This is a genomic window from Cyclobacterium salsum (genome assembly GCF_010119245.1).
In the GTDB taxonomy this organism is placed as follows: domain Bacteria; phylum Bacteroidota; class Bacteroidia; order Cytophagales; family Cyclobacteriaceae; genus Cyclobacterium; species Cyclobacterium salsum.
On record NZ_WNKG01000010.1, the window covers coordinates 178,041 to 194,912 of the forward strand.

Here is a 16,872-nt window from a genome sequence, read left to right on the forward strand (position 1 = left end):
AAACCTTTTACAGATAAGCCTGGCAATTAGTTGCATAGAAAGGAAAAGAAACTACTAAAGGAAGATCGAAAAAACATTATATTAAAATGAAATTATTCAATTAATAAATAATACAGGCATTCAAATATTATATTTTTAATCTAAAATTAAAGTCTCTATTTATTTTTAAACTAATAAATATGGTTTCAAAAAGCATATTTAAATATTTAAAATACACTTTTTATGTTTTTTTATTATGGTTTGTGAAAATCATTTGTATATTTGGTTACCTGTATAAAAATTTAGGGGAGATTAATAGCGATTGATTTATCTTACTAAATTTATAGGTTTTTTATTTTCTTAACGGTTCAAATTTTATACAAAATAAGTGATTTAGAACAGTTCTGAATAAGTGTAATTTTTATAAAAACATGACTATGCTAATAGAAAATAAAGCCAATCTCAGGTGAAAAGTACAGCTAACATAAAATAAAATATCGATAATCGGTTAAACGAATTGACCTACCAACAAACTGCCCAAACCCCGTTTAACCTTCAAAAATGAAGTTTTTGTGACTGACCGGGCGGAGCTATGCAAACTACTAAACCCTTCGGCTTAATTTTAAATCAAAACACCTAATACTTTCTGAAATTTTAATCAATGAAATTGACTTTTTTTACCGGGCTTTTAGGGCTTATTATACTGGGCTCCTGTTCCACCCGAAACCTGATCTACATGAGTGACCTTCACCAGGAGGGATCAAACACGGAGAAGATCCAAAATGCACGGGAACCACGCATACAGCCTATTGACTTGCTGAGCATCACCGTCAGCACCTTAAACCCGGAATCCAATTTATTGTTTAACAGTGGCGTATTGGCCAGTATCGGCAGTTCACAAGGACAAGGGAATACCCCCAGCCAGCTCAATCAAGGGTATCGGGTAGACAACAATGGGGAGATCAACTTCCCGGTATTGGGTAAGGTCCAACTGGCCGGATTGACCCTGGAAGAGGCTACTGATAAAATGGTGCAGCTATTGGAAAAAGAAGCCCGAAATCCCATTGTCAATATTAAAATCATGAATTTCAGGATCACAGTGGTCGGTGAAGTAAATAACCCCAGTACCATACCTGTCCCTTCCGAAAAAATCAATATCATTGAGGCCATAGGGCTGGCAGGGGATATGACAGCTTTTGGAAAAAGAGAGAACATCTTGCTGATGCGGGAGGTGGGGGAAGAACGGACCACGGTCAGGCTTAATTTAAATGATAAAGCCATCCTCGACTCCCCTTATTTTTACCTGCAGCAAAACGACATCATCTATGTAGAGCCCGACAAGGCCAGGGCTTTACAAGCCAATTCCGGCCGGGTAAATACGATGTTCTACCTAACCCTTCTGAATTCAATTGCTTTCGTAGCCTGGAGGTTTGGCCTGTTTTAAACCAGCTCAACATGAATCATTCACAGAACGGATTGTTTGGAAACCAATCCCCGGAACTAAACGTGCGAAGCCTGATTGACAAATACTTGAGGTATTGGTATTGGTTCATGATTTGTTGTTTATTAACCCTAAGCGCGACCTATTTTCATATCCGCTACAACATCACTCCTCAATACTTCGTCAGCACAACCCTTTTGATAAAAGAGGACAATCCGGCCGGATCAGTATTAGCGGGTGGCATTACCGGAGGCATGGGAGATTATGGGGTAAACAAAACCATTGGCAGCGAAATGATTGTGCTCCGCTCCCGCTCGCTGATGGAAAGGGTATTTGAGGAGTTGGACCTGAAGACCAGCTATTATATTGAAGGAAATGTAAAGGATGTAGAGGTATTTAAGGATGACCTTTCGATATCGCTCTTGATTAATAAACTTGATCCTTCTGCCTATGGAAAAACCATCAAACTTGCAGGAAAGGAGGACAATAGCTTTGACCTGACGGAATTTGATGGGGAAGGAAATCCCCAGGTGAGCAACCATAAGTTCGGTCAGGAAATCAACCGACCCTATGGCAGCTTTACGGTCATTGGCTCCACGGAAAACGAGATGGATAAGAATATCATCGTCTACTTTCATAACATTAAAAACCTGGCCAAAACGTATAGCCAGATGTTGACTGTGGAACTGGTCAACAAGGAATCCAATGTGTTGAGGTTGGGCTTAACCGATGCGGTACCTAAGAGAAGCATGCTGATATTGGAAAAACTGGTAGAGGTGTATAACAAGGAAGCCGTTGAAGACAAGAACCAGGTACAGCTCAGCACTATTGAATTCCTGGATGAACGCATTCAATTTTTGTCCACAGAACTTTCAGAGGTGGAAAAAAATGTAGAAACCTACAAAAAAGAAAATGAGCTGACTGATGTGAGTTCTAATGCCGAACTTTACATGCAATCTGCTAGTGCATACAGTAAAGAACTGGAAGATCTTGAAATCCAGATGGACATCATCAATTCTTTGGAAAATTATGTTTATCAGGAGGAATTAAAATTAATTCCAGGCGCATTGACCATTAATGAGCCCACACTAAATGGATTGATGGCCAAATTTAACGAGCTACTACTGGAAAGGCAGCGGATGCTCAGGTCCATACAACCGGGCAGTTCACTGATCAATAACCTGGACGAGCAACTTGGTAACCTAAGAAATAATATCCGGGAAAACCTGAGGACCATTAAAAATAATATGGAGATCACATTAGCAAACCTGAGATCCAGCACCAGGCAGTTTCAATCCAAAGTAAGGAGCGTTCCTTCCATCGAAAGGGAATTATTGGAAATCAATCGCCAGCAAAGTGTCAAACAGGCCATTTACCTGTTCCTTCTCCAGAGTCGGGAGGAAGCAGGGCTTACGTTAGCTTCCACCCAGGCCAGTTCCCGAATCATTGATGAACCGGACGCTGGAAATACCCCGGTTAGTGCAAGTAAGCCTGTTCTCTACCTGGCTGCATTAAGTTTGGGTTTTTTAATCCCATTTGGGTTCATTTACCTGAAGGATATGCTTAACGATAAGGTTAAAGAAAGAAAGGATGTGGAGGGACTTACCAATGCACCTATTTTAGGGGAAATCTACCACAGTAAGGTAAAAGCCAACCTACAGGTAACGGAAGGAGAACATTCCGTCATTGCCGAAACATTTCGGCTGGTCAGGGCCAATCTACATTTTGCCAATGTGGGAAAAGAAAACAAGGTCATTTTGGTCACCTCAGCAAGAAGTGGAGAGGGAAAGACCTTTTGCAGTATCAATTTGGGAGCCACCCTCGCCCTTTCCGGAAAAAAAGTACTGATCGTTGATTTTGACTTTCGAAAAGCCAGGCTTATGGAGTATTTGGACATAAAATCGACAATGGGGTTGACCGATCTCCTGGTGTCTCCAACTCTCGATGTAAATGAAGGGTTGGTTCCATTAGAAAAAGTGCAGGGTTTGTCTGCCCTTGGAGCCGGAACTCTCCCACCCAATCCTGCGGAATTGATAATGAGTCCCAGGGTAAAAGACCTGATCGCCACACTACGAAATCAATTTGACTATATTATTCTGGACTCCCCTCCCATTGGACAGGTAGCAGATACATTTAGTCTTGCCCCTTTTGTGGATTCCACTTTATTTATCGTTCGCTACGGCTATACGTATAAAGCCCATTTGCCCATTTTAGAGGATGTGTATCGAAGTAAAAAGTTAAGTCAGCCCATGGTGGTATTGAATGATGCGAGTAAAAGAAATGGGTATGAATATGGGTATGGGTATGGTAACAGCAACGGAAAACCTATAAATGTCGAACCTAAAAGGCCGATTTTCTCCAATAGAAAGCCTTGAATTCTAATTCGACCATGTGCCAAAACGCATTAAATCTTTATAGTTAAAAAATCTAAAATTGAATATTATAATTTTCTTAGTTATCTACTCTTAAATTATGATCCATTCATTTATAAATAAATATTTTAAAAATTTCCTTTTTTTCTACAAAAGAATGGGAAATAGGGTATTTGTAATGGTGGTGTTGACAGTTGGTGTAGGATTAATGGATGGAATGGGGTTAACGATGTTCCTTCCATTGTTTGATATCGCCGCAGGCACAGAAGAATCAGCTAAAGAAGTAAGTACTAATGGGCAAAATCCTAATTCGATTGTTGAAACACTGCATATTCCTGTAACCCTTATCAATATTCTGGGGTTGATGGTAGTTTTTTACCTTATCAAAGGCGCAATTCAGTTTGTAAAGATGAAGTATGAAACGGATACTGGACGCTTTTTTATGCTGAAAACCAGAAAACGTTTAATTGCTACATTTTCTGAAGTGCAATACAAGTATTTTGTTACGGCGAATGTAGGTCGCATCCAAAATATAATGACTGGTGAATTGGCGGTTATTTACAACGCTTTCGTACAGTATATCAATATGATGCAGCAAGTAGTCATGGTCCTGGTCTATATGAGCTTTGCAATTTGGATGAATGCTCAATTTGCCATTTTAATATCTGTTGGCGGATTAATATTCAATTTTTTATTCAAGGAAATTTATAGGATTACCAAAGAATCATCCCGACTTAGGGTAACCGCAGCAAATAGTTATCAAGGTCTGATCATCCAGTTTGTGAATAACTTTAAGTATTTAAAAGCCACGGGGCTTCTACACCTTTATGGTTCTAAGGTAGATCAGAATATTGAAGACATTGAAAAAGAAAACAGAAAAATGGGCTATATGGGAGCAATAGCCGGGGCACTAAGGGAACCCATATTAATTATTATCGTCTGTGCAGTCATACTACTTCAAATAAATGTACTAGGAGGATCACTTGCGACAATTTTGGTAAGTTTATTATTTTTTTACCGGGCTTTGACCGCGGTTACCTTTCTTCAATTAAGCTATAACAGATTTAATGCAATGATCGGAAGTCTGGAAAATGTGGAATGGTTCGAACAGGAACTCAGTAAATATAAAGAATTGCCAACTGGAAATATAGAAATGGGATTTCTTTCCGAAGGGCTGGAATTAAGAAACGTTCAGTTTTCTTATGGAAAGGAAATTATCTTAAAAAATATTGATTTAACAATACCGGCCTTTAAGACTGTTGCTTTTGTTGGGGAAAGCGGTAGCGGTAAAACTACCCTTGTTAATGTCATTTCGGGACTATTACCTATAGACAGTGGGAAATTTTCTATAGATGGTGTACCCTTTAAAGAAATAAAACTTAAAAGTTTTCAAACTATTATAGGATATATATCCCAAGATCCCACTATATTCAATGATACCATTTATAATAATGTAACCCTGTGGTCCGCAAAATCTCAGGAAAATATAAATAGATTTGAATATGCCATTCAAAAAGCGCAAATTCTAAATTATGTTAACGAATTACCTGACAAAGGAGAAACGCTTTTAGGAAACAATGGTATCAATGTAAGTGGAGGTCAGAAACAACGAATTTCGATAGCCAGAGAATTGTTCAAAAAAGTGCAAATACTGATTTTTGATGAGGCAACCTCCGCTTTGGATTCGGAAACTGAAAAGGAGATTCAATCTAATATTGATGCCCTCAAAGGCCAAATCACGATTATCATGATTGCTCATCGGCTTTCTACCATTAAAAATGTGGACGAAATTGTTTTAATGAATAAAGGAGAAATTATAGACAAAGCCCCTTTTGAAATATTGAAAAAAAGGGCATCTGGCTTTAAACGGATGGTAGAATTGCAGGAAATTGGATGAACAAAGGTATTTCTAAAATCAATATAATGGACATAAAAATTTTTTTATCCAAATATAAAGGACAGCATATCTATTACAAACCTAATCCAGGTAATGGGGGAGATGCTTTGATTGCTTATGGAGCTTATTGCTTATTTAAGCAATTAGGATTAAACTATACTATAATTACTGAGGAAACGGATCTTAATAATAAAATAGTATTTTATGCAGGGGGCGGAAATTTGGTGAAAGAGTATGATTATGCCGCAAATTTTATAAATGATAATCTGAACAAATTTAAAGAATTTATTTTGTTACCACATACTATTAATTCCAATGATGAATTGATAAAAAAACTAGGTAGCAATGCTACACTTATATGTAGAGAAGAGGTTTCATTTACCTATGTGCATAGTTTGAATCCAGCATGCAACTATTATTTAATGGAGGATTTAGCTTTTTCTATTTCAATTAACGAATTAAAGGAAAAGCTAAAAAAAAATATCATTCCTATTTTTTTCAGATTATACATTTTAAGAATGTTCCGATATCAACGTCAAGTTCTTTCTCCTATTTTTAATATTATTTTTGAAAAAAATCTCAATGTGTTTAGAATTGATTCTGAAAAAACTAACATAAGTAGACCAAAAAATAATTTAGATCTTTCCTTATTGATATTGTATGACGGGAATATGGCAGATGAAAAGATGGTTGAACAAAATGTTATCGATATTTTCAGCATTATAAACAAGTATGAAAATATATTAACTAATAGGTTACATATTTGTATTGCTGGAGCTTTGTTGGGGAAAGATGTTATTTTCTATCCTAATTCTTATTATAAAAATGAAAGTATCTTTTTATTTTCTTTAAAAGAAAACTTTTCAAATGTCCAATGGTGTAATAATCAAACAATTGTTTCTCTCGGGTCTAATTATAAATAATTTAACCATAAAATAAAACCTATTGTAACAGTCATAATGCCAGCTTATAATATATAAAAAATTATATTGATCAATCTACAAATAATAAAATAATGTATGATTTTAGGATTTAGGATTGTATAATTGAGGATGATCAGTCAATTGATGATGCTAATCCAAAGATTCTAGAATATATTTAAAAAGATTAGCGTTTTATATTAATAACCGATGAAAAACCAAAAGGAGCGTAAAGTCGATAAATTCCGGTTTAGAAAAGGCAAGAGGAGAATTTATAATTTTCCAAAATTCCAACGACTTGCTTTCCGAAGACTGCCTTCTTAAAAGGTTCAATTTCGCATGTAAGGACCCTAATTATAATTACTACTGTTTTCTTACTTCGGTATTTAATAGGCAATCTTTTCATACGGGTTTCTTGTAGAATTATCTCAATAAATCTAAAAATGATTTGATTAGATTTCTAAAAACGGATATGCATTGGCATACTAGTGGCGTATTATGGCGGAAAAACACACTAACTCTTTTGAATGGATGGGATAAAAAAATATCATGTTAGCCGGATTGGGACATCCATATAGAAACTTTGATGGATCCTAATCTAAAGTTCAAGAAATCTTCAAATGAAAATGTGGATTCTTTTACTAGGGTGGGTTAGAGATATAATGCCATAAGCACGCCAGCACTACGTAATAATATTATCAGATCAAAAATATATTTAATTGACAAATTTTTGGTTTTGCTTCCTTTTGAACCTTAAACTGTTAGACTTGAATTTACAAGGTTGATATTTAGAATAGGCTTGCAAATAATTCAAATTAAAGGAAAAAGCGAAGTTATCTAATTTTTTAATTATTATATAAAAATATATAAAACTTCTTAAGTATTACGTTCTATTATGTAAATACTATTTGTATTACAAGTACGATCCTCGCTATCCTATTTTTTTACCATTAGGAATAACACCCAGGATCTTTTTTAAAGATCCTGGGTGAAAAATATAAAACGCGTTCCTCAGCCAAATTTCAATGACTCGAATTTAAAAAAAAATGAAATTATCTGTAATTATTTGCACCCATAATCCCAGAACCGATTATTTGACTAGAGTTTTGAATAACCTTCGCAACCAAACACTGAATTTACATTTTTGGGAACTTTTAATAATAGATAACGGAAGTAAAATTCCTGTATCTGAGCGATTTAATCTATTATGGCATCCAGATTATCATTATATAAGAGAAGATAATTTAGGATTAATTCCAGCGCGGATCAGAGGGATTAACGAAGCGACCGCAGATTACATTTTGTTTGTCGATGATGATAATTGCTTGGAAAAAAATTACTTGGCACTCGCTTTACAGACTATGGAAAGCAATCCACTATTAGGTGTTTTAGGGGCAGGAAAGATTCTACCCGAATATGAAGAAGAACCATCTTTAAATATACAATATTTTTCAAATATGCTAGCGTTAAGGGATGAGAAACGCAGTTATTATTCAAGTGAAATAAACTGGAACAAAGCTATACCTTACGGTGCAGGAATGTTTATACGTAGATGTATTGCTTTGGATTATGTCAGCTCATACAGAAACCGAATGTTTACCAAATCTTTAGGGCGTATAGGAAATGTGTTATTATCAGGTGATGATGTAGATTTAGCCTTGCACGCTTGTAAAAATCAATACCTAGCAGGAGTAATCCCAGAATTGGAGGTAATCCATCTAATTCCTAAAAAAAGATTAGCCTCTAAATATTTGATAGAAATCGCCAAAGGCCATGCTTATTCCCATTATATTTTAGGTAAAATATGGGGATATAATAAGGATTATCGTGAAAATTTTATTTTAAAAAAGTTGCGCTATTTTAAGAAATGGATAAAGTGCAGAGGAGTAGCTAGATCAATTATGGTCGCCGAACATAAAGCTATTAGCGATGCAAGGATGGCATGGAATAAAACAGTGGAAGTCAAATAATATGAAAATAGCAATTGCTAGCAAAGGAGATCCATTTGATATGAAAACCTGGTCAGGAATTCCTGCACATATTTGTGATTATTTGCGGGGTGGAGGGCATACGGTATATAATATTGATCTTAAATACCCCAAGGAGCCTTGGCATTATAATTGGTATAGGCGCTATTATCACCGATTATTTAAAAAATGGTTTCTATCTGATGTTGAGCCTTATATATTAAAGCGAATAGCAAAACAATTAGATGATAAGGTGGCAGAATTCTCTCCTGATGTTGTAATCGTAATCCATGGGGATTTCTTAGCATATAGCTCTTTTAAGCAGCCATCAATAATAATTCATGATGCCACCTTCGCTTCACTGCTGAATTATTATCCTGCTTTTACAGGTTTAACAAAAAGAAGTGTTAAAGCAGGCAACCTAATGTATCAACGAGCACTAAATAGAGCAGATGCCGCTATATATTCATCTGACTGGGCAAGCCGAAGCGCTATAAAGGATTATAAAATTGGTGCTCATAAAGTGACTACCATTCCTTTTGGAGCAAATATAATCGAAATACCAAATTCAAAAACCGTTAGAAACTGGATAAACAAGCGCGCAGATCAAGGATCATGCAATTTTTTATTTTTAGGTGTAGACTGGGAAAGAAAAGGTGGGCCTGATGGTTTAAAGTTTGTGGTGGAGCTGAACCGTATAGGGGTTAAGGCTAAGTTATTTGTTGCTGGATGTTCACCTAAAATTGACCCTCAGGATGAAAGGTTTGTCGTTAAACTTGGTTTTCTTCGTAAAGATGTCAAAGAAGAGGCTGAAAAATTGGAGCAGTTACTAATCAACTCTCATGCCCTTCTTCTTCCCTCCCATGCCGAATGTTATGGCTGTGTCTATTGTGAAGCAAATGCCTATGCCTTACCTGCTCTTGGCAGAGAGACAGGTGGAGTCTCAGAGATTATTAAGGATGGAGTGAATGGATTATTGATGAACTTTGATGAATCGCCCGAATGCTTCGCCGGCAGATGGACAAAAGTTTGGGAAGATCGATCTAGGTACGTTAAACTGTCACTTAATTCTAGGATTGAATTTGATGAAAGACTAAATTATCAGGAATTTCAGCGAAAACTTGAACGAATTCTTCTTGATATAACTCACGATAATATAAAAGACCAAGCGGAATATAATCATCATGAATAATGCTGTATGTACACTTTTTGAAGGTCATTACCATTATGGCTTGGCCGCATTATCTAACTCACTTTATCATTTCGGATTTCAAGGGTTCATCTATGCCGGATTTCGTGGTATTTTACCGGAGTGGGCGAAGGAAGCAAAAGAAAACCCATCTTTTCAATGGAGTGGTTGTAGAACCTATAAAGTAGCAGAAGGTGTTCATATTCATTTTCTTCCACTTGAGACCGACTATCACTTAACAAACTATAAGCCTGACTTCATGCTTCGATTGCATGAAGGACCTGCCAAAGAAGCTAAGGGATTATTTTATTTCGATCCCGATATCATAATAAATGTCCATTGGTCTTTATTTGAAAAGTGGATTGAATGTGGAGTGGCCTTATGTGAAGACGTGAATTCCCCAATGCCAGAAAATCATCCTCGCAGAGCAGTTTGGCGGAGATATTTTAGAGAAAAAGGAATCCTTCTTCAATTTAAAGAGCCTTATTATGTAAATGGGGGATTTTTTGGAATAGGCAAGGAATACGTTCTATTTCTATCACTTTGGAAGTCGATTCAAGAAAAGATGGCTACTGAGATAGGGGGGTTAAGCCATTCATCACTTAATGGCAACTCCCTACCGCAGGAAGCCAGAGGAGAATTTAGTCCATTCCCAAAAACTGATCAGGATGCTTTAAATGCAACAGTTGAAGCGTGGAGTGGTGAAATTAGTATAGTAGGTAAAGAAGGTATGGGTTTTAAATCCGGATCGGCTTTAATGTATCATGCTCTTGACCAACCAAAACCCTGGAAGAAAAACCCTTTGTTGCGAATAATTAAAGGAATTGTACCTAGTCCTGCGGAGAAAAACTATTGGGAAAACGCTAAATGGCCTATACATGCACATACTAGCGGTTTGATCCATTTTCGAAAAGTTTGCCTTAGCATAGCAGTTATAATAGGTAGGTTTTACAGACGAAACTAAGAATCAAATATATATGCCATAAGAAAATTTGGACAAATCATAATATTCTATTGGTTGAAGGACAATATACTAAATCTGAAATAGGTGATGATTTGTATAACGAAGCAAAAGAAATAAAAAAAATTATTTCCTTCAAAAAATAAATTTAAGTTGTATAATAAAATTTTATTTGAAATAAATCGCCATGGTAAAATAGAATGATTTTGTTGGCATTGGGTCCTACTGCCACCGTCTTAACACATGATTTATCCCTAGAAAGATTTTTGGCTTTAGATATTGGGCATTTATATGTAGAGTATATTTGGATCCTCAATAAAGTAAAATCAAAAGAAATTTTTTAAGGGAAAATATGTGAATGAATCTTCTAGTAACCAATCATTTGAAGAATTAAATCCTTATTTACTTGATAAGTATAAGGATCAAATAGTTAGTAATATATTAAATTGAGCAGTACTTTATTTATTTGCGGAAGTATTGAACCAGGAAAAAACGGAGTTGGGGATTATACCAGAATGCTTGCCGAAGGTTTTGTTAATCAAGGTCAATTTGTTTCCATTATCGCCGTTAATGAAAAAGAATTTCCAATTGATTTAATCCCCTCCTATAAAAAAGGAAAAAGGAATGAGATTAATACTTATCGATTATCATCCAATTTAAGCTGGAGGGTCAGACAAAACATAGTAATTCAATTAGTAGACCAATTGGATCCTGATATCATTAGCCTTCAATTTGTTCCATTTTCTTTCCACATGAAGGGATTGCCCTACTTTTTACCTTCCTGGTTATATGGGATTTCCAAAAAACCTAGAAAATGGCATGTGATGTTTCATGAATTATGGATAGCCGATTCAAAGGTTCATTCGTTAAAAGAGTGGTTTATACGAGAGTCCCAAAAATTCGTTATTACCAAATTGATAAAAAAGTTGAAGTTTGATCTTATTGACACCAGTAATTACACTTATCATAATATGCTAAGAAAGGCTGGATATGAATCTAGTATAGTACCGATTTTTAGTAATCTTCCCAAAGGAATACGATGTGTAAATTATCGTATTAATGAAGATTTAGAGGGAAAAATTGTAGGCGTTTTTTTTGGAAAAATTGTTCGATCAAAGGGTATTATTAATAAAATTAATGCACTTTCGGGTTTAATAAAAGAGCAACTAAATAAAGAACTATTTATTTTGCATATAGGGGGTAGCAACAGCTCAAAAACTGCTGTCATTCTCAATAGTCTTTCCAATAAATTAAATATAAAAACCAAATCTTTAGGATTTTTGAATGCAGATGAAGCTGCAGACATATTGGCAAGTGCAGATTTTGGTTTGTCTGACTACCCAGTAGAATTGATTCAAAAAAGTGGAAGTATAGCATCAATGCTTTACAATGAATTACCTGTAATTTTACTTTGTGAGGAGGGAAATATTCAATCATTCCATTTTCTTGAAATTTCATGTTTTCACCGTGAACTAGATTTTAAAGCCTTTATAAATCAGGAAAAAAATTTTGGTGTAAAATATTCATCGGAAAATGCAGTACTAAGGCTTCATAATCACTTCCGGAAAATTTTAAATGAAAATGAGTAGATTTTAATGGGAAAACCCGATCTACAGATCACCATAAAGGCCTATATGTAGTGAATATCTTATTTTTATCACATCGATTTTATCCAGATATTGGAGGAATAGAGGTGAATTCTGAAATTCTAGCAAATCATTTTCAAAATAAGGGTTGTGAAGTCCGCCTATTAACCTGGACCGAGGGAAGTGGAATTAAACTTTTTCCTTTTCAAGTTATTCGAAATCCAACATTGCGACAAATTTTTTCATCTCATCAATGGGCGGATTTAATTTATGAAAATAATCCCTGCCTCCGCATGTCCTGGCCTAACCTATTCATTAAGAAACCATTGGTGGTGGCCCTAAGGACCTGGATCGGAAGAACGGATGGCTCAATGGGCTGGCAGGATAAATTTAAAATGCATTGGCTTAAACGTGCAGCAGCAAGCATCGCTGTGAGTGAAGCTGTGAGGTTAGAGACATGGCCGAAGGCTACAGTGATCGGGAATCCATATAGGAGCGAGGTATTTCGGATAATCCCAGAGGTAGAAAAAAACCTTGGCCTGGTTTTTTTAGGAAGGTTGGTTTCGGATAAGGGAGCAGATCTGGCAATTAGAGCCATAAAACTTTTAATCCGAGAAACACAAAAAACAAGTGATCCTGCTCAAGTGCTTGCGTTAACTGTAGTAGGAGATGGTCCCGAAAGATTACCTTTGGAAGGTTTGGCCAATGAATTGGGGATAGCTGCACATGTAACCTTTAAAGGTAACTTAGTGGGAGAAGATTTGGTCCACTGTCTCAACCAACATAAAATCTTATTGGTGCCCTCTATTTGGGCAGAACCCTTTGGAAACGTGGTGCTGGAGGGGATGGCTTGTGGCTGCATACCCATTGTATCGGATCGAGGAGGACTTCCGGGTGCGGCGGGCAAGGCGGGACTTACCTTCACTAGTGGCAATGTAAATGCACTAGTTGAAACCATACAAAGTATTTTGAATAATCCCAGTTTGGAAGAAAATTTACGAAATGCTTCAGCGGAACACCTCCAATCGCATTATCCAGATGTTGTTGCCCAAAAATATTTAGCCATCATTAAAAGTGTGACAAAAAGCAAATGCTGATTGCATCCCATCCTACCGGTAATGCCAATTCCAGGGCAGTCGTTAATGGTTTTTATGATGCAAGGCTACTTTCGGAATTCCATACTGCCATTGCAGTATTTCCTGGCAGCATTTTGTACCGGCTGGGTGGCATACGTCCATTTTCCGAAGTGCGACGCAGAAGTTTAGATAAAAAATACAGCATATGTACATCCACCCATCCTTGGCGGGAACTTGGAAGGTTGATGGCAGCTAAGGCAGGGTTCACCCGAATGATACAACATGAAACCGGGTGTTTTTGTGTGGATGCCGTATACCGTAGCTTAGACCAAAAAATTGCCACTTCCCTCTTAAAAGCCAAGAGAAAGGGTGTAAATGGCATATATTCCTACGAAGATGGTGCTTTCCACTCGTTCAATAAAGCCAAGGAGCTAAATTTAAATTGTTTCTACGACCTACCAATAGGGTATTGGAAATCAGCAAGAAAATTTCTGGAGAAGGAAAGGGCAAACAGGCCCGAATGGGCAGATACGCTCACCGGATTGAATGATTCCGAGGAAAAACTGCGACGAAAAGACAAAGAATTAGAAATGGCCGATAGGATTTTTGTCGCCAGTACCTTTACGGCACAAACTTTAGGGGATTTTACCGGGAAGCTAGCGCCCATTCACGTGATTCCCTATGGGTTTCCGCCGGTATCTAAGCCAAAAATTTATTCAAATATTTCTAACAGGCCCTTGAAGTTGCTTTTTGTGGGAGGGCTTTCGCAAAGGAAAGGTATTGCGCAGTTGTTTGAGGCGGTAGAAGCATTGGGGAAGCAGGTGGAGCTGACCATTATAGGGAACAAAACAGGAGCACCATGTGCAGCTTTGGATGCGGCCCTTAACAAGCACCGTTGGATCCGTAGTCTTCCACATCAAAAAATCTTAAAAGAAATGAGGGGGCATGATGTTTTTGTTTTCCCTTCTCTTTTTGAGGGCTTTGGGCTGGTCATCACCGAGGCCATGTCTCAAGGGACTCCGGTAATCACAACAGAAAGGACCGCCGGCCCTGATATCATTGACCATGGGGAAAATGGCTGGATAGTGGAGGCAGGTTCCACCCATGCCCTTCAATCTACCCTAGAAAACTTAATCCACCGGCCAAGACTTATTGAAATGGCCGGAAGTGCGGCCAGGGAAGCGGCAAAAAAAAGACCGTGGGAAGTTTATGGAAAGGAACTCAGCCAAGCCATACTGAATCATTATTGATTTTCTTAAAATGCAGGTAAAAGTAGTACAACAAGTCCAAAAAAAGGATGATGTAAACGTTTTGCTTAAAAATGGGATATGGGCTTATTTCCTTCTTTTGATATTTGAAGGTGCTTTAAGAAAATGGTTTTTACCAGGATTAGCCGCACCGTTGTTAGTGATTCGTGATCCCATTGCAATATTTATCCTTTTTAAAGCTTGGCAACGAGGTATCCTATTGCCTAATATTTATATCGGAGTAACAATAATTGTTGCCATTTTTTCTTTTTATACGGCGCTGTTTTTGGGACATGGCAACTTACCGGTTGCAGTGTTTGGAGCAAGAATTTTAATCGTTCATTTTCCATTAATGTTTGTGATGGGAGCTGTATTTTGCCGGGAAGATGTGATCAAAGTGGGAAAAATATCCTTATTAATTGCCATTCCCATGGCAGTACTTATCGCTTTGCAGTTTTACAGTTCCCAATCCGCTTGGGTAAACAGGGGTGTGGGTGGAGATATTGAAGGGGCCGGTTTCAGTGGTGCCCTGGGCTATTCCAGGCCACCCGGAACTTTTTCTTTTACAAGTGGTGTAACCCAGTTCTATGGCCTTGTAGGATCCTACCTGGTGTATTTTTGGTTTGATTCAGCTAAAATAAATCGCGTAGTACTTTTTGGGGCTACTTTCGCATTGATGGTAGCCATTCCCCTTTCCATTAGCAGATCACTGTTTTTTTCTTTTTTGGTGACGCTGCTATTTGCAGTTATAATCACTTTAGTAAATCCAAACCAATTGGGAAAAACAATAGGGGCATTAATTGGCTTAGCACTACTATTATTGATACTTGCTCAAGTAAATTTATTTCAAACTGCCACTGAGGTTTTTACGGCACGCTTCGAAAATGCCAATTCATCTGAGGGGGGCGTAGAAGGGGTATTATTAGACAGGTATTTGGGCGGTTTGGCCGGGGCCATTTTAGAAGGTGCAGAAGGAGACATGCCTTTTTTTGGATATGGCATTGGAATGGGTACCAATGTGGGAAGTATGTTATTGACTGGAGAGATGACCTTTTTGATTGCCGAAGGGGAATGGGGGAGGTTAATCGGAGAAATAGGTTTTCTGATGGGTTTTATTATAATCTTAGTCCGAATCATGTTTGCGTTGAAACTGACTTTAGCATCATTTAATCAAATGTTCCAAGGAAATTATTTGCCATGGATGCTCTTAAGTTTTGCTTTGTTAATTATTCCCCAAGGCCAATGGGCTCAACCAACCTCATTGGGTTTTTCAACCTTGATAGGAGGATTGATGATTGCTTCATTGAGAAATTCGGAAAAAAAATAATAAGTTAACTGACATACATGAATATAGCCTTTTGTATTAACCGTTTGGGTTTATTAGGACTTGGAACAACTTTGACATCTTTGATCCGTAATTGTTCCAAACCAGATTGCTTGATTCTCTATTTTCTTTGTGCTGGCCTTTTACAAAAGGATAAAAATCAAATTTTAAAGCTCCTATTATCAGAACAATTTGAAGGGAAATGCCAATTTATTGATTTTGACCCTAAGGCTAATTTTGGGAAGTTTAAGTCCCTTCATGGAGACTGGACAGCATATGGGCGCTTACTACTTCCTGATTTGATATATGAAGATCAGGTTCTCTATCTGGATTCGGATCTGGTAGTAGAGTTAGATGTTTTAGAATTAATAGGATTTGAATTTAACGGACATGCTTTAGCAGCAGTTATTGGAGGACCTTTAAGTAATACTTTGGAGAATAATTTTTACATTGGTTTATTAGGATTATCCCCTCATTTAAATTCATTTAATTCTGGGGTTTTATTATTTAACTTAAAAGAGTGGCGACTGAACAATATAAAGGATAATTGCATCCAAATAGGATGCAATTATCCAATGGAACTTTTATCATGTGATCAGACAATTTTAAATGCCTATTTCGCCGGTAATTTTTCCAAACTACCTGATGGATTTAATTGTGTGTGGTATGCCCATAAAGCAAAACCTAGTTTATCAGATAAAATGATTTATCATTTTGTAGGATCTCCTAAACCTTGGGATTTAATGGGTTCAATCATTCACAACGGATATCCTACCTGGAAAAAATATTCTAGGAAGGATTGGGATTCTGCATTTGGCAGCTTTACATTAACCAGCATTCGTAGAATGTGGAAAATAAGAAGATCATACACAAAGGCAGTTATAAATAAAATTAGAGGATAATTTTATAAGTA

General features: G+C 36.9%; 12 protein-coding genes and 1 pseudogene. All 13 read left to right on the forward strand.

What is annotated here, in order from left to right; translation table 11 throughout:
• Positions 1-640 precede the first annotated feature (640 nt).
• The 13 genes and pseudogenes from GJS45_RS18305 (at position 641) to GJS45_RS18370 (ending at position 16,861) form a co-directional block, all read left to right on the forward strand.
• A complete protein-coding gene (locus GJS45_RS18305) occupies positions 641-1,423 on the forward strand; it encodes a polysaccharide biosynthesis/export family protein (protein WP_235954852.1) in 783 nt (260 codons plus the stop codon).
• 11 nt (positions 1,424-1,434) lie between these two features.
• Positions 1,435-3,795 carry a GumC family protein gene (locus GJS45_RS18310; RefSeq protein ID WP_162343318.1) on the forward strand — a complete coding sequence of 787 codons (2,361 nt, stop codon included), beginning with the start codon at positions 1,435-1,437 and terminating at the stop codon, positions 3,793-3,795.
• 97 nt (positions 3,796-3,892) lie between these two features.
• Positions 3,893-5,689 carry an ABC transporter ATP-binding protein gene (locus GJS45_RS18315; protein ID WP_162343319.1) on the forward strand — a complete coding sequence of 599 codons (1,797 nt, stop codon included), beginning with the start codon at positions 3,893-3,895 and terminating at the stop codon, positions 5,687-5,689.
• 26 nt (positions 5,690-5,715) lie between these two features.
• Complete coding sequence (locus GJS45_RS18320) at positions 5,716-6,612, forward strand: polysaccharide pyruvyl transferase family protein (RefSeq protein WP_235954853.1); 897 nt, start codon at positions 5,716-5,718, stop codon at positions 6,610-6,612.
• Positions 6,613-7,655: 1,043 nt separating this feature from the next.
• Entirely contained in the window at positions 7,656-8,579 is a 924-nt protein-coding gene (locus GJS45_RS18325) for a glycosyltransferase (protein ID WP_162343321.1), read from the forward strand.
• Between the two features lies 1 nt (position 8,580).
• Positions 8,581-9,768: a glycosyltransferase family 4 protein gene (locus GJS45_RS18330; protein ID WP_162343322.1), complete on the forward strand. Its 1,188-nt coding sequence runs from the start codon at positions 8,581-8,583 to the stop codon at positions 9,766-9,768.
• Positions 9,761-10,729, forward strand: coding sequence for a hypothetical protein (locus tag GJS45_RS18335; RefSeq protein WP_162343323.1), 969 nt, complete (start codon positions 9,761-9,763; stop codon positions 10,727-10,729). Before GJS45_RS18330 ends, GJS45_RS18335 begins: the two co-directional genes overlap by 8 nt.
• An 11-nt stretch (positions 10,730-10,740) precedes the next feature.
• Positions 10,741-11,070 (forward strand): annotated as a pseudogene (locus tag GJS45_RS24135) (GT-D fold domain-containing glycosyltransferase).
• A gap of 102 nt (positions 11,071-11,172) precedes the next feature.
• The gene (locus GJS45_RS18350; RefSeq protein WP_162343326.1) at positions 11,173-12,315 is read left to right on the forward strand and encodes a glycosyltransferase family protein; all 1,143 of its coding nucleotides are present in this window, start codon (positions 11,173-11,175) and stop codon (positions 12,313-12,315) included.
• 290 nt (positions 12,316-12,605) lie between these two features.
• Complete coding sequence (locus GJS45_RS18355) at positions 12,606-13,409, forward strand: glycosyltransferase family 4 protein (RefSeq protein WP_202928122.1); 804 nt, start codon at positions 12,606-12,608, stop codon at positions 13,407-13,409.
• Positions 13,403-14,638, forward strand: coding sequence for a glycosyltransferase family 4 protein (locus GJS45_RS18360; RefSeq protein WP_162343328.1), 1,236 nt, complete (start codon positions 13,403-13,405; stop codon positions 14,636-14,638). The genes GJS45_RS18355 and GJS45_RS18360 overlap by 7 nt, the downstream gene beginning before the upstream one ends.
• Before the next feature lie 97 nt (positions 14,639-14,735).
• Positions 14,736-15,962 (forward strand): hypothetical protein, encoded by a 1,227-nt coding sequence (locus GJS45_RS18365; protein WP_235954855.1) that lies wholly within the window; start codon positions 14,736-14,738, stop codon positions 15,960-15,962.
• 17 nt (positions 15,963-15,979) lie between these two features.
• On the forward strand, positions 15,980-16,861 hold the full coding sequence (locus GJS45_RS18370; RefSeq protein WP_162343330.1) for a glycosyltransferase family 8 protein: 882 nt from the start codon (positions 15,980-15,982) through the stop codon (positions 16,859-16,861).
• Positions 16,862-16,872: the final 11 nt, after the last annotated feature.